General features: G+C 66.4%; 20 protein-coding genes and 1 pseudogene. 10 read left to right on the top strand and 11 right to left on the bottom strand.

Features of this window, described 5'->3' with window-relative positions:
* Positions 1-29 precede the first annotated feature (29 nt).
* The 6 genes from ACWPN7_RS08265 (at position 30) to ACWPN7_RS08240 (ending at position 8144) form a co-directional block, all read left to right on the top strand.
* On the top strand, positions 30-791 hold the full coding sequence (locus ACWPN7_RS08265; RefSeq protein WP_103041567.1) for a glucose 1-dehydrogenase: 762 nt from the start codon (positions 30-32) through the stop codon (positions 789-791).
* Positions 792-1358: 567 nt separating this feature from the next.
* On the top strand, positions 1359-4505 hold the full coding sequence (locus ACWPN7_RS08260; protein ID WP_459198144.1) for a carbohydrate-binding domain-containing protein: 3147 nt from the start codon (positions 1359-1361) through the stop codon (positions 4503-4505).
* Between the two features lie 88 nt (positions 4506-4593).
* Complete coding sequence (locus ACWPN7_RS08255) at positions 4594-5103, top strand: hypothetical protein (RefSeq protein ID WP_459198143.1); 510 nt, start codon at positions 4594-4596, stop codon at positions 5101-5103.
* 47 nt (positions 5104-5150) lie between these two features.
* Positions 5151-5933, top strand: coding sequence for a phytochelatin synthase family protein (locus tag ACWPN7_RS08250; RefSeq protein ID WP_459198142.1), 783 nt, complete (start codon positions 5151-5153; stop codon positions 5931-5933).
* Positions 5934-6165: 232 nt separating this feature from the next.
* Positions 6166-6477 carry a DUF485 domain-containing protein gene (locus tag ACWPN7_RS08245; RefSeq protein WP_014198129.1) on the top strand — a complete coding sequence of 104 codons (312 nt, stop codon included), beginning with the start codon at positions 6166-6168 and terminating at the stop codon, positions 6475-6477.
* Positions 6474-8144 carry a cation acetate symporter gene (locus tag ACWPN7_RS08240; protein ID WP_459198141.1) on the top strand — a complete coding sequence of 557 codons (1671 nt, stop codon included), beginning with the start codon at positions 6474-6476 and terminating at the stop codon, positions 8142-8144. The genes ACWPN7_RS08245 and ACWPN7_RS08240 overlap by 4 nt, the downstream gene beginning before the upstream one ends.
* 59 nt (positions 8145-8203) lie before the next feature.
* Here ACWPN7_RS08240 and ACWPN7_RS08235 read toward each other — a convergent pair whose 3' ends face one another.
* From ACWPN7_RS08235 to ACWPN7_RS08210, 6 genes are all read right to left on the bottom strand, one after another.
* Positions 8204-9298, bottom strand: coding sequence for a TRAP transporter substrate-binding protein (locus ACWPN7_RS08235; RefSeq protein ID WP_040133795.1), 1095 nt, complete (start codon positions 9296-9298; stop codon positions 8204-8206).
* Positions 9299-9428: 130 nt separating this feature from the next.
* Positions 9429-10514 carry an Ldh family oxidoreductase gene (locus ACWPN7_RS08230; RefSeq protein WP_459198140.1) on the bottom strand — a complete coding sequence of 362 codons (1086 nt, stop codon included), beginning with the start codon at positions 10512-10514 and terminating at the stop codon, positions 9429-9431.
* A complete protein-coding gene (locus ACWPN7_RS08225) occupies positions 10511-11254 on the bottom strand; it encodes an SDR family oxidoreductase (RefSeq protein ID WP_459198139.1) in 744 nt (247 codons plus the stop codon). The genes ACWPN7_RS08230 and ACWPN7_RS08225 overlap by 4 nt, the downstream gene beginning before the upstream one ends.
* A gap of 117 nt (positions 11255-11371) precedes the next feature.
* The gene (locus ACWPN7_RS08220) at positions 11372-12652 is read right to left on the bottom strand and encodes a TRAP transporter large permease (protein ID WP_014239575.1); all 1281 of its coding nucleotides are present in this window, start codon (positions 12650-12652) and stop codon (positions 11372-11374) included.
* Positions 12653-12654: 2 nt separating this feature from the next.
* Complete coding sequence (locus tag ACWPN7_RS08215; protein WP_040133792.1) at positions 12655-13158, bottom strand: TRAP transporter small permease; 504 nt, start codon at positions 13156-13158, stop codon at positions 12655-12657.
* Positions 13159-13186: 28 nt separating this feature from the next.
* Positions 13187-14176 (bottom strand): C4-dicarboxylate TRAP transporter substrate-binding protein, encoded by a 990-nt coding sequence (locus tag ACWPN7_RS08210; RefSeq protein WP_459198138.1) that lies wholly within the window; start codon positions 14174-14176, stop codon positions 13187-13189.
* A 480-nt stretch (positions 14177-14656) separates the two neighbouring features.
* Here ACWPN7_RS08210 and ACWPN7_RS08205 point away from each other — a divergent pair, with 480 nt between their 5' ends.
* The 3 genes from ACWPN7_RS08205 to mepA all read left to right on the top strand — a co-directional run bounded on the left by ACWPN7_RS08205 (position 14657) and on the right by mepA (position 17363).
* On the top strand, positions 14657-15352 hold the full coding sequence (locus tag ACWPN7_RS08205; RefSeq protein ID WP_459198137.1) for a GntR family transcriptional regulator: 696 nt from the start codon (positions 14657-14659) through the stop codon (positions 15350-15352).
* A gap of 162 nt (positions 15353-15514) precedes the next feature.
* On the top strand, positions 15515-16363 hold the full coding sequence (locus ACWPN7_RS08200) for a sugar phosphate isomerase/epimerase family protein (RefSeq protein ID WP_040133791.1): 849 nt from the start codon (positions 15515-15517) through the stop codon (positions 16361-16363).
* 232 nt (positions 16364-16595) lie between these two features.
* A complete protein-coding gene (gene mepA, locus ACWPN7_RS08195) occupies positions 16596-17363 on the top strand; it encodes a penicillin-insensitive murein endopeptidase (RefSeq protein ID WP_176025302.1) in 768 nt (255 codons plus the stop codon).
* Between the two features lie 83 nt (positions 17364-17446).
* Here mepA and ACWPN7_RS08190 read toward each other — a convergent pair whose 3' ends face one another.
* Complete coding sequence (locus ACWPN7_RS08190; RefSeq protein ID WP_137105560.1) at positions 17447-17668, bottom strand: hypothetical protein; 222 nt, start codon at positions 17666-17668, stop codon at positions 17447-17449.
* Between the two features lie 416 nt (positions 17669-18084).
* Between ACWPN7_RS08190 and ACWPN7_RS08185 the strand changes: the two are divergent.
* Positions 18085-18578, top strand: a pseudogene (locus ACWPN7_RS08185) (IS6 family transposase).
* A 72-nt stretch (positions 18579-18650) separates the two neighbouring features.
* On the opposite strand, the gene ACWPN7_RS08180 reads toward ACWPN7_RS08185, so the two are convergent.
* From ACWPN7_RS08180 to ACWPN7_RS08165, 4 genes are all read right to left on the bottom strand, one after another.
* Positions 18651-19475 carry a FadR/GntR family transcriptional regulator gene (locus ACWPN7_RS08180; RefSeq protein ID WP_200476139.1) on the bottom strand — a complete coding sequence of 275 codons (825 nt, stop codon included), beginning with the start codon at positions 19473-19475 and terminating at the stop codon, positions 18651-18653.
* Between the two features lie 149 nt (positions 19476-19624).
* Positions 19625-20296, bottom strand: coding sequence for a GntR family transcriptional regulator (locus tag ACWPN7_RS08175; RefSeq protein ID WP_459198136.1), 672 nt, complete (start codon positions 20294-20296; stop codon positions 19625-19627).
* Between the two features lie 196 nt (positions 20297-20492).
* Positions 20493-21257, bottom strand: a complete 765-nt coding sequence (locus ACWPN7_RS08170) for an SDR family oxidoreductase (protein ID WP_200476137.1) — start codon at positions 21255-21257, stop codon at positions 20493-20495.
* A 143-nt stretch (positions 21258-21400) separates the two neighbouring features.
* Complete coding sequence (locus ACWPN7_RS08165; protein WP_200476136.1) at positions 21401-22600, bottom strand: mandelate racemase/muconate lactonizing enzyme family protein; 1200 nt, start codon at positions 22598-22600, stop codon at positions 21401-21403.
* Positions 22601-22647: the final 47 nt, after the last annotated feature.

Genomic DNA, 22647 nt, shown 5'->3' with positions numbered 1-22647 from the left:
CGTTTCGCCACCACAGGAAGGTTCTTCCAATGAACACCGTTCCTCAAGCGCCGCTGATTCTGATAACGGGTGGAGGGCGTGGCGTGGGCGCGGCGACTGCGAGGCTCGCCGCCGCTCAGGGCTACGATGTGGCGATCAGCTACGTCGCCAACGAGTCCGCCGCCCGTGCGGTGGCGGCGGATGTGGAAGCGCTGGGGCGCCGGGCTTTACCCGTGCGCGCCGACAGCGCGGACCCGGCGCAGGTGGTCCGGCTGTTCGCCGCGATCGACCAGGAGTTCGGCCGGATCGACGTCCTGGTCAACAACGCCGCGGTGCTTGCGCGGCAGTCCCGGACCGAGGATCTCGACTTCGAGCGGATGCAGCGCATCTTCGCGGTCAACGCGATCGGCCCTATCCTTTGTGCGCAGCAGGCGGCAAAGCGCATGTCGTATCGCCACAACGGGCGGGGCGGCGTCGTGATCAACATCTCATCGGCATCGGCCCGGCTCGGCAGTCCAAACGAATATGTCGACTACGCCGCCTCGAAGGGGGCCCTTGAAACCTTCACGACCGGCTTCGCCAAGGAGGTCGCGCGGGACGGCATCCGCGTGAACTGCATCCGCCCCGGGCACATCTACACGGACATGCATGCGAGCGGCGGAGAGCCGGGACGGGTGGATCGCGTCAAGGACTCGATCCCCATGGGAAGGGGCGGTCAGCCTGAAGAGGTCGCCCGGGCGATCCTATGGCTGGCAAGCGCCGAGGCTTCCTTCATCACCGGCACCTTCCTCGATGTCACGGGCGGCAAGTGAGCAACGGGATCGGCGTGAATCTTAACCCTCGACGCACCGTACCAGCCCGGATCATCCTCCGGCGCTGAAGCAGTCTCGCCACGGATCAACGGAGTTCAGGCCCGCCATGGACGAGAGCACGAGGGCTCTGGCGGGTTTGTACCCAAACCCATGCACCAAACGTGACGGCCCGATCGCCGCCACCGCGCTTGTCCGCCGGCTGATCGTGATCACGCGCGACGTGCGCGACTATGAGCCGATGAGTGTCAAGTTGCTCAATCCGTGGAGTGCTGGTTCAGCAGAGATGCTGGTTCATCCTCGGGAAGCGCGTCGAGGAGAAGTAGTTGGAGGATGGTGGAGGCCAGAAAAGTTAAGACCAAGCTCAAGCTCGGCCAGGATCGAACCTCTTGTCAATGTGATGACTTTCTTTCCAATGCTCAATCATTTTCGCCTGACTGGAACTGCCTGTTTATGTCACAGGAATCAGCGTCGTTAGTAAAATATTTACCACGATTCTTATTTTTCCGTTAAGCGGAGCACCTCAACCTCTGGGCTAAGACGTTGGTCTAGAGTTCTATGAGGTCCGAGATGGCTGCCGAAACTACCGAACTGATGGACGTCACCTTTACGGTGAACGCCTGGGGCGCTCCCGCAGGCGGAAAGTGGCCGCATTTCGTGCTGCGGCTGGATGGGGTTGAGATCGGGCAGGCGACCGTCGCGTCGGCGTCGCTGGGCCGCTACACCTTCAACGCCCGCGTTCCGGCCGACAAGGCCCACAAGCTTCAGCTTCAGTACGACAACGACGGCTTCGTGAACGGGGAGGACCGCAACCTCTTCGTCAAATCGTTCGAGGTGAACGGGAAACCGATCCTCAGCATCGACCCGCTGGTGACCTACGACACCGGCGACATCGATGGCAAGAACGTCATCGCCGGGCAGACCGAGATGTACTGGCGCGGCGCGCTGAACGTCGACCTGCCCAAGACCATGTTCGCCAGCGCGCAGGAGCCGGAGCCCGAGGCCCCGGCCACCATGACGACCGAGATCGTCGTGAAGGCCTGGGGAGCCGCCGCCAACGGCACGCCGCCGCATTTCAAGCTGCTGGTGGACGACAAGGTGGTCGGCGACGCCTGGGTCAGCGCGACGAGCCCGACCGGCTACACCTTCAAGGTCGATGTGGACCCCAACGAGGCCCACAAGATCCAGATCCATTACGACAACGACGCCACCGTCAACGGCCAGGACCGCAACCTGTTCGTCCAGGGCATCACCATCGACGGGCAGGAGATCAAATCGACCTCCCCAATGGCCTCCTACGACAAGGGGCCGGTGGACGGCAAGTTCGTGGTCGCGGGCCAGGAAGGGCTGTTCTGGGGCGGTGCCCTGACCTTCGGCGTGCCGGAGGAATATTTCGACGGACCCTACGTCCCGCCGCCTCCGCCGCCTCCGCCGGCCAAGCTGACGCCGACGGACATCGTCGTCACCGCCTGGGGCCAGTCGGCCGGCGGGGTGGCGCCGCACTTCAAGCTGCTGGTCGACGGCAAGGTGGTCGGCGAGGGCCGCGCCACCTCCAGCGACCCGCAGCCCTTCAGCTTCACGGTCGATCTGGACGCCAAGGAAGCCCACAGGATCCAGATCCACTACGACAACGATTCCGTGGTGAACGGGCAGGACCGCAACCTGTTCGTCAAGTCGGTGTCGATCAACGGCAACACCGTCGCGGCGACCGACAGCATCGTCACCTATGACAAGGGGGCGGTGGACGGAAAGGACGTGGTGAAGGGGCAGGAAGGGCTGTTCTGGGGTGGCGCTCTGAACGTCGATGCCCCGGCGTCGCTGTTCCAGCCGCCGGCCGAGCCGCCCCCGCCGCCGCCGTCCGGCCCGGCCTTCTACGTCGCGGCCAACGGCAAGGACACGTGGTCGGGCAAGCTGTCCGCGCCGAACGCCGACGGCACCGACGGTCCCTTCGCCTCGCTGGAGCGCGCCCGCGACGCCATGCGGGACAGCGACGTCGACACGACCTATGTGCGTGAGGGTGTCTACCGCCTGACCAAGACGCTGGAGCTGACCGGCGCCGACAACGGCCACAGCTTCCGCAACTATCCCGGCGAGACGCCGGTGCTGAACGGGGCGGAGAAGGTCACGAACTTCGTTAGCGAGGGCAACGGGATCTATTCCGCGAAGCTGTCGCAGGCCACCGACCTCGACCTGACCATCGGCGGCGTGCGCCAGACGCTGGCCAGCAAGGGCATCGTCGACGCCGACAACCCCACCACCACCGGCTGGTACTTCGCTGACGCGGCCAACGGCGGCCCCAGCGGCTGGTCGGTGCGCTACCACACCGGCGACATGTCGTCGGGCGACATCATCCCCGGCATGAAGATCCAGCTGATGGACGCCGAGCGGCTGTCCGACACGCTGACCGAGATCGCCAGCGTCAACGACGCCACCCGCACCATCACGCTGAAGAACGGCACCTCGCTGCCCTTCGCCGAGGGAACCACCTACAAGTTGCTGAACAACCCGTCCTTCGTCGATCAGGCGGGCGAGTTCGCGTGGCGCGCCTCGGACAAGTCGCTGGTGTTCAAGCCGGAACATCCCGCCACCCTGGTGCAGGACGGCGTCGAGGTGGCGCGGCTGGGCACGCTGATCCGCCTGAACGGCAGCAGCGACGTGACCATCGAGGGGCTGGGCTTCACCAACACCACCACCTGGGGCTACGCGGTGGAGCTGAAGGGGGCGTCGGGCAACAGCATCGGCAACAACAGCTTCCTCAACGTCGGCACGGCGATCAAGCTGACCGCGGCGTCCTCCAACAACCTGGTGGGCGGCAACACGCTGGAGCATCTGGCGGTCAACGGCATCGAGCTGGACGGGCGCAGCAACGGCAACACCGTCTACGCCAACGACATCTCCCACGTCGGCGAGGTGCGCAAGGGTGTGGCCGGGATCATCGGCACCGGGGTCGACAACAACCTGATCGCCCACAACGACGTGGACTCCAGCGCGCGTTACGGCATCTCGCTGAAGAACTGGGACTCCAGCAACATCAACCGCAACAACGTCATCGAGTACAACCGCGTCACCAACACCAACCTGGAGACGGCGGACGGCGGCGGCATCGAGGTGCTGGGCCGGTCCAGCGTCGACACCGGAACGATCATCCGCGGCAACTGGGTGGAGCATGTCGGCGGGCTGGCGACCAGCAACACCGACCAGTGGCTGACCAACCACAAGGGCTTCGGCATCTATCTGGACGACATGGCCGGCGGCGTCACGGTGACCGGCAACTTCCTGAAGGACACCGGGCTGGCCGGGGTGCACATCCACGGCGGCGACAACAACCTCGTCACCAACAACTTCTCGATCATCGCCAGCAACGTGGAGGAGTTCATCCGCGTCGGCTGGGCGCCCAAGCACGGCGATCCGGGCCTGCCGCGCAACAACACCATCACCGGCAACGTCATCAGCGGGACGCTGCCGCTGGACGACTACATGGAACTGCTGACCGCCGGGAATCCGGTGATCGACGGCAACCTCGTCCACAACGTGCCGCGCTACGGCGACAACGACGTGACGGGCAAGCCGCTGTTCAACAACCCCTACTGGGGCGACTACTCGCTGCAGCCGAACTCCCCGGCGCTGGCCATGGGCATCCATGACCTGAACTGGGCGCTGATCGGCCAGAGCGGCTACACGGCGTCGGATGGCATGCCGCATTTCTGGGACGCCTGATCCCGGGCCCGGCCATAGCCTGAGTGGGATCAAAAACGGGCGGAGGCTTGTTCTTCCGGGATATGTCCCGGGGAAGGAGGCTCCGCCCGTGCTCCCGCATTTGCAACCCTTGCGGCGGTCCGCCGCCGTCCTTCTGCTCGTCGTGGCGGGGCTGGCGGGGTGCGCCGACCCCCGGGCCGACGTCGCGCTGGCCGCCCAGAGCGCGCTGGTCGGCATGCCCAAGGGAACGCTGCTGTCGTGCGCCGGGGTGCCGCACCGGCAGGCGGCCAGCGGCGACCTGGAGTTCTTCACCTACCGCGCGGGCTCCATCGATTACTACGCCCCACCGCCGCCGCCGGTGGGCTACGGATGGGGGTATCCGTGGGGCTATCCCGGCTGGCGCCATCGCGGGCTCGACTACGACCCGTGGGACTACTATCCTCCGCGGGCTGGCGACGTGGTGGACAACCGGTGCGAAGCGACCTTCACCTTGAGGAACGGGGCCGTCGAGCAGTTGGTCTACCGGGCGTCGTCGTTGGGCGCCTGCGCCGCGGTCGTGCAGAACTGCATGGCGCTCGTGCCGCAGAGCCTTCCGCCAAGGCCCACCCCGTCCGGCTAGAGCCGGCAGAGGCATCGACCGTGACACCATTGAGGAAAACGCCGGTGATGAAGGCACCGTTCCGCTCGGCTCTGTTGGTCCTGTCGACCGTCGCGTGTCTGGCCGGCCCCCCCGCCGCGGCGCAGGACGCGCAGAGCGAGACCAAGCCGAAGTTCGGCCCGGACGCCGTGCCGATGACCGATGACCGCGACTATCTGCGCCGGGCCGGGGCGCCGGACTTCTGGGCGATGATGCCTTATTACACGGCCCAGCAAACGGGCAGCGCCTGTTCGGTCGCCAGCGTGGCGATGATGATCAACGCGCTGCGCGGCCTGCCGCCACTCTCGTCCAACCGGCTGGTCACCCAGGCGCGGGTGCTGAACGAGGTGGACGACGACGGATGGAAGGCGGGCACGGCGGAGAACGGGGACGGTGTGTCCTTCGCCGATTTCGCCGGGCTGGTCCAGAGGTCGGTGGACGCCTTCGGGCTGGACGCTACGGTGGAGGTCTTCCGGCCCAAGGACACCTCGCCGGAGACGCTGGACGAGCTGCGGCGCATCCTCGATGAGAACGAGCGCGACGACAGCGACATCATCCTGCTGGCCTACGACCAGGGCACGCTGACCGGCGATGCCACGGTGGGCCACATCGCGCCGCTCGGCGCCTACGACGCGGAGACCCACCGGGTGCTGGTCATGGACGTGGACCGGCTGTGGTACGTGCCCTACTGGTCGAGCGACGAGAAGCTGCTGGAGGCGATGGTCAAACCCGATCGCTCCGACCCTACGGGCAGCGGCTTGATCCATGTCCGGCTGAAGGATGCCCGTCTGAAAGGGCGGACGGCGGGATAACAGCGTTGCCTCATGTTGCATCGCAGCGCGACCCGTTGTCGCATTCTGCATGTCAGGATCAACCGTCTCTTGGCTAATGATCAACCGTTATCCGGTTAAACGGGAACGGATTCGAGCGAATCTTTCGTTATTTCGTGTCATAAGAAATTTAATTTCGCTTTTTGCTGTCATGCGCCCAGAGTATTGCTGCGATGCGCAATGCCTGGGCTTCAAGAAAAAAGCGATAAAAACCATGTCCGACGAGATTTACGAGCGGGTGCTGTCCAACCCGAAGTTCGCCGCGATGACGGCGAGCCGCGCGCGCTTCAGCTGGCGGCTGGCGCTGATCGTTCTGGCGGTCTACTACGCCTTCGTGTTCGCCTCGGCGCTGGCGCCCGACCTGATGGCGCGCCCGCTGGCCGAGGGCATGACCTTCCCGGTCGGGCTGGCCGCCGGCATCGTCATCACCGTCTTCTGCTCGCTGATGACCGGCGTCTACGTCCTGCGCGCCAACAGCCGCTACGACGCGATGAACCGCGACCTGCTGAACGAGGTGGGCCGATGAGCGCCGTGCGTCTTCTGGCTTCCGCCTCCGCCGCGCTGCTGCCGGCGCTGGCGGCCGGTCCCGCCCTCGCCGCCGCCATCGATGGTGCGGTGGAGCGTCAGCCGGTCAACGTGACGGCCATCGCCATGTTCCTGCTGTTCGTCGCGGGCACGCTGGGCATCACCTACTGGGCGTCGAAGCGCACCCGCTCGGCGTCGGACTTCTACACCGCCGGCGGCGGCATCAGCGGTTTCCAGAACGGGCTGGCCATCGCGGGAGACTACATGTCGGCGGCGGCCTTCCTCGGCCTGTCGGGCATGGTCTTCGCCAAGGGCTTCGACGGGGTGATCTACACCATCGGCTTCCTGGTCGGCTGGCCGCTGATGCTGTTCCTGATCGCCGAGCGGTTGCGCAACCTGGGCCGCTTCACCTTCGCCGACGTGGCCTCCTACCGGCTGGGCCAGACGCCGATCCGCTCGCTGGCCGCGGTCGGGTCGCTGACCGTGGTCTGCTTCTACCTGATCGCGCAGATGGTCGGGGCGGGCAAGCTGATCCAGCTCCTGTTCGGGCTGGACTACACCTACGCCGTGGTGATGGTCGGCGTGCTGATGATCCTGTACGTGACCTTCGGCGGCATGCTCGCCACGACCTGGGTGCAGATCATCAAGGCGGTGATGCTGCTCGGCGGCTGCACCGTGCTGGTCGGGCTGGCGCTGGCGCAGTTCGGCTTCAACCCGGAGCGGCTGCTCCAGCAGGCCGTCGCCGCCCACGCCGCGAACGCCGCCATCCTGCGCCCCAGCGCCGCCATGGCCGATCCCATCGCCGCGGTGTCGCTCAGCCTCGCGCTGATGTGCGGACCGGCGGGGCTGCCGCACATCCTGATGCGCTTCTTCACCGTTCCCGACGCGAAGGAGGCGCGCAAGTCGGTTGTCTACGCCACCGGCTTCATCGGCTACTTCTTCATCCTGACGGTGACCATCGGCTTCCTCGCCATCGTGATCGTCGGCACCAACCCGGCCTATCTGGACGCGGCGGGCAAGATCCTGGGCGGCGGCAACATGGCGGCCATCCACCTGTCCAAGGCCATCGGCGGCAACCTCTTCCTGGGCTTCATCTCGGCGGTCGCCTTCGCCACCATCCTGGCGGTGGTCGCCGGCCTGACCCTGGCCGGCGCGTCGGCGGTCAGCCACGACCTCTACGCCCGCGTCCTCAAGAAGGGCAACGCCACCGAGGCGTCGGAGATGCGGGTGTCGCGCCTCGCCACGCTGGCGCTGGGCGTCATCGCCATCACGCTGGGCCTGCTGTTCGAGAACCAGAACATCGCCTTCATGGTCGGGCTGGCCTTCGGTCTGGCGGCGTCGGTGAACTTTCCGGTGCTGATCCTGTCGATCTTCTGGAAGGGCCTGACCACGCGCGGCGCCTTCATCGGCGGTTTCGCCGGTCTGGTGAGCTGCGTCGCCTTCGTGGTGCTGGGGCCGACGGTGTGGGTCAGCGTCTTCAAGTTCCCGGCGCCGATCTTCCCCTACGAGCATCCGGCGCTGTTCTCGATGGTCATCGCCTTCGCGACGACCTGGCTCTTCTCGGTCACCGATCGCAGCGCGCGGGCGGCGGCGGAGGCGAAGGCCTACGAGTACCAGTACATCCGCTCGGAAACCGGCCTGGGCGCGGCCGGCGCGGTCTCGCACTGACCGCGTGACCGGAGGAGCGGCCCCTCTCCGTTCCGGGACGGGAAGGGGCCGCTTTCTCCTCAGCGGCGCTGCGCCGACTGGGAATAGACGTAGGAGTCGAAGCTGTTCTCGGCGACGCGGAACCACAGCCGCTCCTCGTCGCGGAAGGGCTTCCACGCCTCGTAGACCTTCTTGAAGCGCGGGTTCTTCGCCGACAGCTCGTCGTACAGCTCGTTGGCGATCTTCTCGCAGGCCATCATGACGTCGCGCGGGAAGGCGCGGAGCTGGGCGCCGCCGGCGACCAGACGCTTCAGCGCCGCGGCGTTGACGGCGTCGTACTTGGCGATCATCCAGGTGTTGGCCTCCCAGCAGGCCTGCTCCAGGATCGTCTTGTAGGACTCGGGAAGCTGCTCCCAGGCGGTGATGTTGATCATCAGCGGGATCTGGGCGGAGCCCTCCCACCAGCCCGGCGAGTAGTAGTATTTGGCGACCTTGTGGAAGCCCAGCTTCTCGTCGTCGTAGGGGCCGACGAACTCCGCCGCGTCGATGGTGCCGCGCTCCAGCGCCGGGTAGATGTCGCCGCCGCCGATCTGCTGCGGGACGAGGCCCAGCTTGCCCATGATCTGCCCGGCCAGCCCGCCGACCCGCATCTTGAGGCCGCTCAGGTCCTCCACCGTCTTGATTTCCTTGCGGAACCAGCCGCCCATCTGGGCCGTCGTGTTGCCGGCGGGGATGTTGTAGATGTTGTGTTCCCGGAACAGCTCCCGCATCAGCTCCAGCCCGCCGCCGTGCATCATCCAGGAGATGTGCTGGCGCGTGTTGAGGCCGAAGGGCATGGCCGTGTCGAAGCAGAAGGTCGGGTCCTTGCCGATGTAGAAATAGGCCGCGGACTGGCCGCACTCGATCGTGCCGTTCTGCACCGCGTCCAGCACCTGGAGCGCCGGAACGATCTCGCCCGCCGCGAAGGTGCGGATCTGGAACTTGTTGTCGGTGGCGGCGGCGACCCGGCGGGCGATCAGCTCCGCCCCGCCGAAGATGGTGTCGAGGCTCTTGGGGTAGCTCGACGCCATGCGCCACTTGATCTCGGGCTGGCTCTGCGCGATGGCCGGTGCTGCGACGACGGTGCTGGCGGCCAGCCCGACCCCGGCGCTGGTCAGAAAGGAACGACGTTTCATGGCGGGGGACTCTCCCTTCCCATTCTTTTCAATTATGAGAGGGATTCTGCATTTACGGGGCGCGGGCAACAAGAAAAAGGCGGAGCCGTGCCGCCCCGCCAAATCCGCATACCGTGTCCGGAGTCCCGCCTTACGCGGGCGAGCCCACCGGAACCGGGGCGGGGATGCCATGAGCGTGGGCGAGATGATTGAAGGTGTCGATGGTCGTCTGGTCGATGGGGATGCCAAGCGACCTGCGGCGCTCCGCCTCGGCCCATTCGCGGTCGCCGGGCGCCATGACCGTTCGGCCCGGCACGGCCCGGGACCCGCGCAGGGCGGCCAGATAGCGCGCCATGCTGTCCTGGAAGTTTTCCTGCGGCAGGAAAGCCTCCGGACGGATCGCCATCACGAAGGCGCCCATGCCGCGCGGCGTGCTCAGGTCCGGTCCCGGCATCGGCAGGATCTCGAAGCTCAGCTTCATGCCGGTCAGGACGGCGCTGAGGATTTCCACGAAGCCCGCCAGCCCGGCCCCCTTGAAGCCGAACTCGCCGCCCAGCGGCGCCAGCATCTCGGCCCGCTCGGGGTCGGTGGTGTTGCGTCCCGTGGGGTCCGACGCGGTGGCTTCGGGAAGCGCAAGCCCGAGGCTGCGGTAGAGCTGGACGCGGTTGTAGGGGATGGCACTGGTGGCCATGTCGAACAGCCACGGATCGCCGTCCTTCACCGGAACGGCGATGGCGATCGGGTTGGTGCCGTGGAAGCGTTCGGCGCCGTCGTGCAGCCGCATGAAGCTGTCGGAGTTGCAGACGGCCATGCCGATGCAGCCCGCCTCCGCCGCGGCGAGCGCGAAGGCGCCGGCCGGGCCGAAATGGGAGTTGTTGCGGATGGCGACCGCGCCGATGCCGAACCGGCCGGCCAGCTCGACCGCCTTCTCCTGGGCGCGGTAGGCGCCGAGCGCGCCGTGGGCGTTGTCGGCGTCCAGCGTAGCGACAGCCCCGAATTCTGACAGGATGCGCGGGGCAGGGCGCGGGTTCACCCGTCCCTGGGTCATGGTGGCCACATAATGCCCGAGCAGCCGCACGCCGTGGCTGTCCACCCCCAGCCGGGAGCCGTGCATCATCGCGCGGGTGGCCGCGTCCGCCGTCGCCTCGTCCGCTCCCGCAGCCAGAAGCACCGCGCGGCAGAAGGAGTCCAGGGCATCCGCGCCGTAGCGCGCGGTCGGCTGAGCCGGTCCGGTCACAGCGTCTGCCCTCCGTCGGCGACGAGCAGGCTGCCCGTCATGAAGCCGGACTCGTCGCTGGCCAGATACACCGCGGCGGCGGCCATCTCCTCCACGGTTCCCAGGCGGCCCATCGGCTGGCGCGCGATGAACTGCGCCCGCATGCCCTCAGGATCGGCGCTCGACTGGATGCGCTCCTCCAGCGACGGCGAGTGGGTGGTGCCGGGGCACAGCGCGTTGCAGCGGACGCCGACGCCGATGAAGTCGCGGGCCACGGCCTTGGTCAGGCCGATCACCGCCGCCTTGCTGGTCCCGTAGGCGGTGCGGTTGGCGACGCCGGTCAGGCTCGACGCCACCGAGGCGACGTTCACGATGGAGCCCCGGCGCCGTTCGATCATGCCGGGAAGCGCCGCCCGGATGGTGTGGAACATCGAGGTGACGTTCTGGTCCAGGCTGCGCGCCCAATCCTCGTCGCTGCAGTCCAGGATGGTGCCGTTGTGGACCCACCCGGCGTTGTTGACGAGGATGTCGAGCGCCCCGGCCTCGGCGACGACGCGCCGGACCGCCGCCGGATCGGTCACGTCGAGCGCAACCGGGGTGATCCGGGCGTCGATGCGGGGCAGATCCTCCATCTTGGACAGCGTGCGGCTGGCCGCGACGACGCTGGCCCCCTCCCGGGCGAAGGCGAGCGCGATGGCCCGTCCCATGCCCTGTCCCGCGCCGGTCACCAGCGCGCGTTTTCCGTCTAGTCTGCCGGTCATCGTGTTTGGAACTCCACCAGTCGGCGCCGTACCGGGCGCCGGATTGGACGCAGGGATTCGATGTGCCCGGGGGCCGGGAGGGCGGCGTTTCCGCCGCCAACTCCCGGCGCGCCGCCATCATCCGAAGAGCAGGTTCGGGATGAGGAGAATGAACTCGGGCACGAAGATCAGAAGGATGGTTGTCAGCCCGATGGCGATCATCAAGGGCAGGGACTCCCGGACATAGGCTCCCACCGACACCTTCAGGATCGAGCAGACGGTGAACATCGCCGCCCCGACCGGTGGCGTGAAGTTGCCGATGGTCGCCGCGACGATGAAGACGACGCCGAAATGCACCGGATCGCCGCCCATCGCCCGCACGGCGGGCAGGAAGATCGGCGTCATCATGATGATGATCACCGTCGCGTCGATGAACAGACCGGCCGCCAGCACCAGAAGGACGATCAGCACCATCACCAGCTGGACGTTGTCGGTGAGGCTGGTCAGGGACGACGCGATGACCTCCGGAATGCGCTCGAAGACGATGCCGTAGCTGAAGATCGCCGACAGGCTGATGAGGAACATCGCGGAGCCGACGTCGGCGAGGCTGACCTCCAGCGCCTCCACGAAGCTCTTCGCCTTGAGCCGGCGGTAGACCACGAAGCCGATGAACAGGGCGTAGAGCACCGCGAAGGCGCCGATCTCCGACGGCGTGAAGATGCCCATGCGCAAGCCGACGAGCAGGATGACCGGGAACAGCAGCGCCCAGACGCCGCCCTTCAGGGCGCTGCCGACTTCGGCCAGCGACGCCCGCTTCTCGCGCTCGGCGGGGTATCCGCGCTTGTTGGAGGTGTACCAGACGGCAGCGCTCATGGCGATGCCGAGCAGGAGCGCCGGGGCGAAGCCCGCCGCGAACAGCCGCCCGATCGACACCTGGCCGATGGTCCCGAAGAGGATCATGCCGATGCCCGGCGGGATCAGCGGGGTGAGAAGCGAGGTGAAGGAGATCACGCCGGCGGTGAAGCCGCGCGACATGCCCCGCTTCGTCATTTCCTCGCCGAGGATGCGCGACTGCATCGCCGCGTCCGCGATGGCCGACCCCGACACGCCGCCCATCAGCGCCGACAGGACGATGGAAATCTGGGCGAGCCCGCCCTTGAGGTGTCCGGTGGCCACCGACGCCAGATTCAGCAGGCTTTCGGTGATGCCGGACCGGTTCATGTAGTTGCCCGCCATGATGAACAGGGGAACGGCGAGCAGGGCGAAATTCTGGGTCTGGGAGACCGTCACCTGAAGCGGGATGGTGAAGGGCAGCTCCGGGTGCTGAAGGAAGAACAGCACGCCGGAGATGCCGATCGCGAAGGCGACGGGCATGCCGATGAGCAGGAAGACCGCGAAGGCGAGAACGACGAGCAGCATGGTCAGGCAATCTCCCCGCTGGCGGCAGCGGCGCACGGCACGCCATCGGACCGCATCAGGGCCCGTATCTTGAGAATGGTGGTGACGAGCATCAGGGCCGCGCCAACAGCGATGCTGGCGGTGACCCAGGAATAGCTGACGCCGGGAATGCCGTTGAAGGTGCGGGACCGGCTGGTCCAGGCGAGCAGGGTGCCGCCGTAGATGGCGTAGCAGAGGAACAGCGCGATCAGCGCGTAGTTCACGAACAGCAGGGTCCGCTGGTACCGCTCGGACAGCTTCGCGGTCACCAGATCGAGGGACATCAGCATGTCCTTGCGCCAGGCGATGTCCGCGCACAGGAACACCGCCCAGGCGAAGAAGCAGGTCGCCAGATCGATGGTCCAGTTGAGCGGGTGCTGCATCATCCGCGCCACGCCGCCCAGCAGAAGCAACCCCACCATCAGCATCAGGAACAAGCCGGCGAGGATCGCCTCCAGCTTCAGCATATAGTCGTAGAGAGTTTTCATAAGGCAGGCCTCGCCGGCTTCGGATGACTTAGCGTCCCATTTCCTTGTAGATCGCCGCGCGCACCTCGGTGAGGCCGAGCGCTTGGTACGCGGCGTCGCCGGCCTTGCGGAAGGCCTCCACATCGACGTTCTCGGTCACCTTCATGCCGCCCTTGACCAGCGCGGCCTTCTCGCTCTCCGCGGCGTCAGCGAGCACCTTCGACACCTTCTGGCCGGCGGCGCTGCATTCCTCGACCAGCGCGGTCTGGTAGTCGGCGGGCAGCTTCTTGAACCAGGTGGCGCTGACGACCTCGAAGTTGATCAGCAGGATGTGGCCGGTCTCGCTGACGTTCCGGACGACCTCCTGGAGGTTGCCCGGACGGATGTTGGCGTAGGTCAGCTCCGCGCCGTCGACAGCTCGCTGCTGAAGGCCGGGGTAGATGTCGCCGAAGCTCATCGCCGTCGGGGCCGCGCCGATGGCGCGCACCGATTCCTGCCAGATCGGGGCGGGCGGGGTGCGGATGCGCAGCCCGGACAGCTCACCCGGGTTGCGGACCGGCTTGTTGGCGAAGACATGGCGCTTGCCCTGAACGAAGTCGAAGCAGACGACCTGGAGACCGTGCTTGTCCGCCAGTTCCGTTTTCCACTTCTTGACGGTGTCGAGCTTCGACAGCGCGAAGGCCTCATCGAGCGTCTCGACGAAGTACGGGCCGTTCAGGACGGCGATCTCGCGAACGTAGTTGCCGAGGCGCGCCGCGTCGGTGTTCTGGCCGATGTTGGCGCCCTGGCGGATCTGCTCGATGATGTCCTCTTCGTTGCCGAGCTGGGCGCTGTGGAACACCTCGATCTTCAGGCCGCCGTTGGTTCGCTCCTCGACGCGCTTGGCCCATTCCTGGAACGCCGAATGATAGGCTTCGACTGGGCTGTGAACGTGGTTCATGCGCAGGATGTGCTTCTGCGTCTGGGCCTGGGCCATCCCCATGCCCGCGATCAGCGTCAGCGCGGTGGCTCCGAGAAAAGCGCCAAGGCGCTTGGACATATTGGTCACTGCCTACTCCCTAGGATTTATTATGAGTTTGGTGATCAAGGGCGCCCGTTGCTTTGAGCGCGGAGCCTGAGACTGCCCTTATGCCATTCGTTTACTGATCGCCCGCGCGGAGCGGACAGGCGGTGTGCGGATGGCGAACGGCTCATCCAGCGCAACGTTCGGTTATCTTGCACACTTGTATCCAAGGATGCAAGATGGTACGGATTATCCAGAAGGCGATTTGATTGGAATGCAATCAAACCCGCATTCGGATGGATTTCGCCGGCCAAGGGCGGCGTGACGGAGGGGAGGTGCAACCAATAGTGACAAAGTGTTCGCCCGGCTGTATCAGTCATCGGCCCGGTTCCACCCGCGTTCCGGACTGTGTTCAGCGGCGCTGCGACCTTGCGTGGGCCAATCCGATCCGGCGATAATCGCGATTCTGGGCTCGGAAAGGGCGATGTCCGCTTGCACGGCGGCTGGGGGAACACGGTGAAGAACGAACGGCTGGTGTTGGAACGCAACACGCTGGACAGCGTGATCTACAAGGAGCTGCGGAAGAGGATCATTTCGCTGTCGTTCCAGCCCGGCTCGATGATCTACGAAAACGCCGTCGCCGACGAATACGGCGTCAGCCGGACACCGGTGCGTCAGGCCTTTTCCCGGCTGGCGAACGAAGGGTTGCTGAGCATCCTGCCGCAGCGCGGGGCGCAGGTGTCCCGCCTGTCCGTGGCCAAGGTGAAGGAGGCCCAGTTCATCCGGGAGGCGCTGGAGGTGTCGGCGTTCGGGGAGGTGGCGCGCATCTGGAACAAGACCGCCGATCACAGCGTGGCGCAAAGCAAGGCGCTGTCGCTGATCGAGCAGCAGAGACAGGTCGTGCAGGAGAAGGACTATGTCGGTTTCACCGAACTGGACGTGGCGTTCCACGACACCGTCATCGGGGTTCTGGGAAACGCCATGCTGTTGGAGATGCTGAACGACGTGAGGACGCATCTGACACGGGTGCGCTTCCTCGAGCTTCAGGAGGCACATCATGAGGACGATGCGATCGCCGACCACGTCAAGCTGATGCGCTCTATCATGACGAACGACGTCGCGGGAACCCAGTCGCTCCTGCTGGCGCATTTGAAGATGATCGAGGCGATGCGCGACGACATCCTCAAGCGCCACGACATTCTCTTCGAATAGACCCCGCCCGGGACCCCACCGCCGGACGGTTGATCCGGGCATCGCTGACGGACGCAGACCCAGGCCGGTTGGCCCGCCGGCGGGGAAGGGGGCCGCTTGCCCTTTGCGAACCGTCGGCAAGACCAACGACCCCGCACGCGGGCACAATCAGGAGGAAACGCGATGAACAGACGGTCGATCCACAGTTACACCTGGATCCCGAAATGGTCCACCAAGGATGGCGCCTATGCGGCCGAGCGGGCCGCGGCCTTCGGCTATGGCCAGCTCGTCGTGCCGATCCGCGACCATGACAGCATCGAACCGGCGGCCATCGCCGCGCTGTGCGAGCGGGCGGGGGTCCGCCCCGTCGCGACCTCGCCCCTTCAGGCCGACAACGACATTTCGAGCACCGACCCGGACGTGCACCGCCGCGGGGTCGAGCGGCACTGCGCGGCCCTTGCCCTGGCGCGCGACATGGGCGCGGACCGCATGGGCGGCATCCTCTACAGCGCCTTCGGCAAGGCGTCGAAGGTGCCGAGCGACGCCAACGTCCAGGTTGCGGCAGATGGCTTGCGGATCGTCGCCGAACGGGCCGCATCCTACGGGATGCTGCTGGCGCTCGAGGTGGTCAACCGGTACGAGAGCAACCTGATCAACACGGCGGAACAGGCCGTCCGGATGGTCAAGCTGATCGGCGCCGACAACGTCCGCATCCATCTCGACACCTTCCACATGAACATCGAGGAGAACGACCTGCTGGGCGCGCTCGAACTGGCGATGCCCCATCTTGGCTATTTCGAGATCGACCAGAACCATCGCGGCCGCCTGACGCAGGGGTCCATCGATTTCGCCCCGATGCTGCGCCGGTTGAAGGCCGCCGACTATCAGGGGCTGATCGGCGTCGAAGCCTTCTCGTCCGCCGTGTCGCACCCGGACATCACCGCGGGCGTGGCGTCCTGGCGCAACCTGTTCGACCACGGCGACGACGTGGCGCGCGACGGGCAATTGCTGCTCGATCAACACGGCCTCTGACGACGCCCGCCGCCGCCCACCCGATGCAACGCCCACACCGCACGCACCGTGCTAATGTCGAACCGGGTCAACGATGAGAGGGTCCAGGCCGGTCATGGCTCGACAATGGTCTTTCGCAGCGCCGAGGTCTTTCGCAGCGCTGACGATCCTTTGCGGGGTCTGGTTCACCGGTGGCGCGGTGGCGGCCGATCCGGTCTCCCGATCGGCGCCCCCGCTTTCCGGCGCCGTGCCGATGGACCTCAGCACGGTGGCCTTGCAGCCGCCGTTGCCGGCCCTGTCGGCACAACCGATCGGCGGCTACGCCAACGGCTGCATCCGCGGCGCGCAGACGCTGCCTCCCGAAGGTCCCGGGTACCAGGCGGTCAACCTGTCGCGGAACCGGAACCACGGGCATCCCGACACCATCGCCTTCGTCCAGGAGCTTGCCCGCCGGGCGCAGGCCGAGCGGTTGGGGCGGCTGGCCATCGGCGACATTTCCAAAGTGTATGGCGGCCGCATGGAAAGCGGGCATGCCAGCCACCAGATCGGCCTCGACGTCGACGTGTGGTTCGATCTCGACCAGCCGCCTCTTGTGCGGGAGGCGCGGGAGCGTACGGACTTTCCGACCATGGTGAACCGGCAGACGCAGCGCGTTCTGCCGGAGCGGTTCGGTCCCCGTCAGGCCCGCCTTCTGCAACTGGCGGCGACGAGTCCGAAGGTCGCGCGGGTGTTCGTGAACCCGGCGATCAAGCTGGCGCTGTGCCAGAGCGAGCAGGGCGACCGCTCCTGGCTGAACACCGTGCGTCCCTGGGGTGGGCACGACTCGCACTTCCATGTGCGGATGAACTGCCCGGCCGGATCGACGGCCTGCGTTCCGCAAGCCCCCATTCCGCCGGGCGACGGCTGCGGCCAGGAGCTTTTGAGCTGGTTCGAGCCGCCGAAGGAAGCGCCGGTGCCCCGGCCACCCAAAGCCATCCCCGAACCACCCGCGGCCTGTTTGGCGGTTCTGGCGGGGAATTGACCCCACCGGTGGCTCGCCGCTCTCCCTTGGCAGCCGCCGCGGCGAAGCGGACGTCCGATCCGGGAGGGCGGGCGGTGTGCCGGTTACTCGCGCATCAGCGTCGGCAAGTCCATGGCGACGCGGCCGATGTCCTCGCGGCGCAGGTCGCGGGCGGCCAGTTCGGCCGTGCTCAGGGCCGACAGCTCGCGATAGACGATGTAGGCGGCGGAGGTTTCGAACCAAGCGCTCACGAACTCGCGAACGCCCTTGACGATCCCCGACAGAGCGCCGTCCTGATCGGTGTGCGAAGCGGTGGTGTAAGCCATGGTGCATCTCCCTCGTGTCTGATGGAGATGACTGTATACTGGTATACCAAATACCAGATACGCTGAGTGTGCAACGCAGAAAGGCAATAAAATTACAGCCGACTCAAGCATTTGAGTAGAGAACTGTTTGCCACCTTAACAGTATGTGCACTCTTCATACACCTCGGAGCGGACGCACGGCGAGCCGCCGTCAGCGCATTTTCCTCATGGCGCAACGCTGTGCGATGGCGAGCCCGACCAGCTTCCGCGCGTCCAGAATGGCCCGCAGACGGGCCCCATTGAGGTTCTCTTGCAGCGTTTGCGACAGGGCTGGGATCGGGTAGAACCGCGGCGTGGCGGTCGACCACACCACCATCTTCCGCTGAATCCAGGCCTACGCGCCGGAGCCGGACAAGCGCCTGTGCCCACACCTGCGCATGACGACCGGCTCCTGGCGGGTGGACGAGACCTACGTTAAGGTGAAGGGGCGCTGGATGTACCTGTACCGCGCCGTCGATGCGCGCAGGCACACCATCGACTTTCTACTCAGTGCCAAGCCGCGGCCGTGCGCCGCTTCTTCCGCAAAGCCCTGAGGCAGCAGCACACGGTCAACCCGCGCACCCTCACGGTGGACGAGAACGCCGCCTATCCGAGTGCGATTACGGCGATGAAGAAGGACGGCGAGCTCTGGCGCTTTGCCAAGCTGCGGCAAGTCAAGTATCTCAATAATATTGTTGAACAAGATCACCGGCGGATCAAGCGGCTGGTCCGGCCGGGGCTCGGGTTCAAGAGCTTCCACACAGCGCGGCGGATAATCGCCGGCTATGAGATCCTGGCGATGGTGCGCAAGGGGCAGCTCGCCGCCATCCCCGCCAACGACATGCCAGCCCAGGCGATCTTCATCGCCACCCTGTTCGGTGTCGCCGCCTGACGACACAGACGCCGCGACTCTCAGCGCCTTACTGTCAAACTTTGCAACGGAACCTCAGGGGCAAGGCCGTTTTCACCCCGACTCCCGCATGGATTGTGATGTCTTGGCACGTCGGGCGCGCGCAGGCTTGTCGCGTTTGGCCCCGCTGTTCTCGTCCCGGTCATCCTCCGGATGATCGCCGGTACGGCGGTAATGCTCGTAGGACTTGTCGATGTGCTGCTTCATCAGCCGTTCCGCTTCCTCCGGCTGACGACGCTCGATCGCTTCGATGATCGCGTCATGCTCGTTCGCGGCGGCATGCATGCGACCGTCCTTGTAGGTGGCGTGCTGGTGCGAGAAGCGGAGCACGTCCGGCCCCATCAGAGCAATCAGCGAGCGAAGCAGGTTGTTGTTGGTCGCCTCCGCGACCTTGAGGTGGAACAGAAGGTCCTCCTCCAGGGTGTAGGCGTTGGCTTCGGCCTGCTCGCGCATCCGCTGCTGGGCCTTGCGGATCTCGGCGATCTGGCCGCTGTGGGCGCGCTCGGTCGCCAGCCGGGCGGACAGGGCCTCCAGGGCGCCCCGCACCTCGATCAGCATCTCCGGGCTGGTGTCGTCGGCGTTGAGGATGTTGTTGATGAGGCCGAGCAGCACATGCTCGCTGAGATTTTCCACGACCGTGCCGCTCTGCGGCGAGGTCCGGACGATCCCGAAGAATTCCAGGCGGCGGAGCGCCTCGCGCACCGTGCCGCGGCTGACGTCGAAGCGCTCGGCGAGCACCCGTTCCGCGGGCAGCTTCTGGCCCGCCTTGATGATCCGGCGGGCGATCAGGTCGCTGATCTGCTCGATGATGATGTCGGGCGGGCGTCGGACCTTGATCTTCTGCAGGTGGCGGGAGACGTCGAAATCGGGGTCATCCATGCCGCTCTCCGGTCACTGAACTGGTTCTCTGGTACGCTGTTGCTCCAGTTCTTTAGGCATCCGCGGCGGACAAGTCAACCGCACGCCTGGGCGGAAAGGGGGCGCCGCCGCCCATCGGGGTCCTGGCACAGGGAAGCCCGGGGCTTGTCTCAGCGCGAGGATTGCGGGTTGCCGGGATCGTGAAAATAGCATGGGACCACGCTGCGCAGCTTGGCGATCGTTCCGGCCACGCCGTCGAGGTGCGTGGCCATCAGCGTGGCGGCGCGGTCGGGCTCGTGCGCCGCGACGGCCGCGGCTATGGCCTCATGCTCGGCGATCGCCGGCCCCATGCCCCCGAGGACCAGCAGGCCGAGGCGGCGGCAGCGGTCGATCTGCGCCTTGACCCTCCCGACCGTCGTCCAGAAGCCCGGATAGCCGGCGGCCTCGGAGAGGAGCGCGTGAAAGGCCTCGTCCGCCGTGTGGAAACCGTCGATGTCTCCGGCCGTTTCACAGACGCGCTGGCGTTCGATGGACGCGCGCAGCCCCGCGATCTGATCGGGAGTCGCCCGGCGGGCCGCGTAGCGCGCGACGCGGGTTTCCAGGGCTTTGCGCATTTCCCCGGCCTCCGGCAGCGCCCGCAAGGGAATGCGCGCCACCCCCAGCCGCATCCTTCGATGGTGCGGTTGGCGCTCGACCAGTTGTTCATCGGACAGCCGGTTGATGGCCTGCCGAACCTTCGGGCGGCTGGCGCCGTAGTCCTCGGCAAGGGACCGCTCGTCAAGGATCTCGCCCGGCCGGCGGTGGAGCGAGACGATGGCGTTCCGCAGATCCCGGTAGATCAATTGGGAGTCTGCTTGCCAAGGCCACGGCGCATCAGCCTCGCGCCCGTCCGGGTACGCCGCCGGTTCGGCCACCGTTTCGGTTGATGCGGCGTGCCGCGACGGGGTCGGATTCATGTCAGTCGAACCTGTTCCGATGGGACCGGCTTTCCCATCCGCCAAGCGCTCGGACGCGGGCCGGGGTCGCACCGTTGCGAGGTCAATAGATGGCCATGAAGCCACCATCGACGAAGATCAACTGGCCGTTGACGAAGTCGGAGGCCGGGGAGGCCAGGAACACTGCGGTGCCGACCAGATCCGTCGGGTTTCCCCAACGGCGCGCCGGCGTGCGCTTCTTCACCCAGGAATCGAACTCCTCGTTCTCGATCAGGGGCTTGTTCATCTCGGTCACGATGTAGCCCGGGCCGATCGCGTTGACCTGGACGTTGAACTCCGCCCACTCCGCGGTCATCGACTTGGTCAGCAGGCGGATGCCGCCCTTGGCCGCGGCGTAGGGCGCCACGGTGACGCGGGCCTGTTCGCTGGTCAGCGAACCGATGTTGATGATCTTGCCCGCCCGCCGCGCGACCATGCGGCGGCCTGCCTCGCGGCCGACGAGGAAGGCGCTGGTCAGGTTGGTGTCGATGACCTTGCGGAAATCCGCCACCGGGAAATCGACCAGCGGGCTGCGGATCTGGATGCCGGCGTTGTTCACCAGGATGTCGACGGCGATCCCCTGCGCGTCGAGGTCGGCGAAGGCCTTGGTCACCGCGTCCTCGTCCGTCACGTCGAAGGCCGATTCGTGGACGGTGTAGCCCTTGTCGCGCGCCCGCGCCGCGGCGTCGGCCAGGGCGGTGGGGTTGATGTCGCTGAGGATGATCGCGGCGCCGGCCTCGGCCAGCCCTTCGGCGATGGCGTTGCCCAGGCCGCGGGCCGATCCCGTCACGAGCGCGGTCTTGCCGGTCAGGTCAAACATGGTCGTCATGATGGCGGGTCTTTCCGTTGAAGGCTGCCGGTTAAAGCGGATTGCAATCCGCTTTGGACCGCGACGGCGGTCCCGGTCGCACATGCGACCGGAGCCTGCCGGCGAATGAGGCGATAAGAGTCTAAAGCGAACGGATGTTCGCTTTAGAGGCTGCTGCGGCGGACGCTTAGGTCGGGGCGCTCGAAGACGGAGGGCAGGAGTTCCGTGCCGAGGCCCGGCCCTTCCATCGGCAGGACATGGCCGTCGACGATGCGCGGAACCTCGGTGACCAGTTCCGTGTACCAGCCTGTGTAGAAGGCCCGGACCGACTCCTGGATCAGCGTGTTCGGGTTCGACAGCGAGGAGTGCACGGCGGCGACATAGGCCACCGGCCCGGTGCAGTCGTGGGGCGCGTAGGGGCGATGGTAGGTGTCGGCGAGCGCGGCGATCTTGCGCCCTTCGGTCAGGCCGCCGGTCCACACCAGATCGGTCATCACCACGCCGATCGCGCCGGCCTCCAGCATGTCCTTGTAGGGGAAGCGCGAGCCCAGCGTCTCCGAGGCGCAGATCGGCACGCTCGTCGAGCCGGCCAGTTCGGCCAGAGCGTTGACCGAGTTCATGCGGATCGGGTCCTCGTACCAGGTCGGCTCGTAGTCTTCGAGAACGCGGGCGATCTTCTTGACGGTCGGCAGGTTCCACAGGCAGTGGAACTCGACCATGATCTGCATCCTGTCGCCGACGGCCTTGCGGATCTTCTCGAAGGGCTCGACCGCGCGCTTCATCTGCTCGGCGGTGATGAAGCGCCCGTCGTTGGCGATGGCCGCGGGGTCGAACGGCCAGATCTTCATGCCGGTGATGCCCTGCTCCAGCAGGCTCTCGGCGAGCCGCCCGGCGTCGGTCATGAAGCCGTTGAGATCCTCGTAGGGACCCTCGCTGGAGCCCAGGTTCCAGGTGTCGACCGGCTTGATCTTGTTGGATCTCACATAGCCGTAGCCCGCGCAGGTGTTATAGACGGGCACCCGGTCGTGGCAGAGGCCGCCCAGCATCTGGTGCACCGGCTGGCCGCACACCTTGCCGAGAATGTCCCACAGCGCGAGGTCGATGGCCGATGCAGCGCGGTACTCGGCGCCGGTCGAGGATTGCGCCATCGGGAGATTCACCAACTCGCGGGCGTGAGCCTCGATGCGCAGCGGGTCCTTGCCGAGCAGGCGCGCCGCCAGGACGTCGTGGATGTGCGCCTCGACCGCGCCCGCCCCGTAGAAGGTCTCGCCCAGGCCGACGATTCCGGCGTCGGTGTGGACGCGGATCCAAACGACGTTGGAGAACTCCTCCGTCCTCAACGTTTCCAGTTGCGTGATTTTCATTGGTCACTCGCAAAGATCTTGCGGACGTCCGCAAGCGGTCGGTTCCA

The sequence above is a fragment of the Azospirillum sp. UENF 312511 genome (assembly GCF_058780635.1).
The sequence above is the reverse complement of the archived record's forward strand: the minus strand, read 5'-3'. Positions and strand labels throughout refer to the sequence as shown.

Excerpts from the sequence above, each read along its gene's own strand:
- ACWPN7_RS08260 (WP_459198144.1), top strand. The coding sequence starts at position 1,359 with ATGGCTGCCGAAACTACCGAACTGATGGACGTCACCTTTACGGTGAAC.
- ACWPN7_RS08245 (WP_014198129.1), top strand. The coding sequence starts at position 6,166 with ATGTCCGACGAGATTTACGAGCGGGTGCTGTCCAACCCGAAGTTCGCC.
- ACWPN7_RS08165 (WP_200476136.1), bottom strand. The coding sequence starts at position 22,600 with ATGAAAATCACGCAACTGGAAACGTTGAGGACGGAGGAGTTCTCCAAC.
- ACWPN7_RS08240 (WP_459198141.1), top strand. The coding sequence starts at position 6,474 with ATGAGCGCCGTGCGTCTTCTGGCTTCCGCCTCCGCCGCGCTGCTGCCG.
- ACWPN7_RS08265 (WP_103041567.1), top strand. The coding sequence starts at position 30 with ATGAACACCGTTCCTCAAGCGCCGCTGATTCTGATAACGGGTGGAGGG.
- ACWPN7_RS08215 (WP_040133792.1), bottom strand. The coding sequence starts at position 13,158 with ATGAAAACTCTCTACGACTATATGCTGAAGCTGGAGGCGATCCTCGCC.
- ACWPN7_RS08225 (WP_459198139.1), bottom strand. The coding sequence starts at position 11,254 with ATGACCGGCAGACTAGACGGAAAACGCGCGCTGGTGACCGGCGCGGGA.
- ACWPN7_RS08235 (WP_040133795.1), bottom strand. The coding sequence starts at position 9,298 with ATGAAACGTCGTTCCTTTCTGACCAGCGCCGGGGTCGGGCTGGCCGCC.
- ACWPN7_RS08220 (WP_014239575.1), bottom strand. The coding sequence starts at position 12,652 with ATGCTGCTCGTCGTTCTCGCCTTCGCGGTCTTCCTGCTCATCGGCATG.
- ACWPN7_RS08180 (WP_200476139.1), bottom strand. The coding sequence starts at position 19,475 with ATGGATGACCCCGATTTCGACGTCTCCCGCCACCTGCAGAAGATCAAG.
- ACWPN7_RS08200 (WP_040133791.1), top strand. The coding sequence starts at position 15,515 with ATGAACAGACGGTCGATCCACAGTTACACCTGGATCCCGAAATGGTCC.
- ACWPN7_RS08210 (WP_459198138.1), bottom strand. The coding sequence starts at position 14,176 with ATGTCCAAGCGCCTTGGCGCTTTTCTCGGAGCCACCGCGCTGACGCTG.
- mepA (WP_176025302.1), top strand. The coding sequence starts at position 16,596 with ATGGACCTCAGCACGGTGGCCTTGCAGCCGCCGTTGCCGGCCCTGTCG.
- ACWPN7_RS08170 (WP_200476137.1), bottom strand. The coding sequence starts at position 21,257 with ATGACGACCATGTTTGACCTGACCGGCAAGACCGCGCTCGTGACGGGA.
- ACWPN7_RS08190 (WP_137105560.1), bottom strand. The coding sequence starts at position 17,668 with ATGGCTTACACCACCGCTTCGCACACCGATCAGGACGGCGCTCTGTCG.
- ACWPN7_RS08250 (WP_459198142.1), top strand. The coding sequence starts at position 5,151 with ATGAAGGCACCGTTCCGCTCGGCTCTGTTGGTCCTGTCGACCGTCGCG.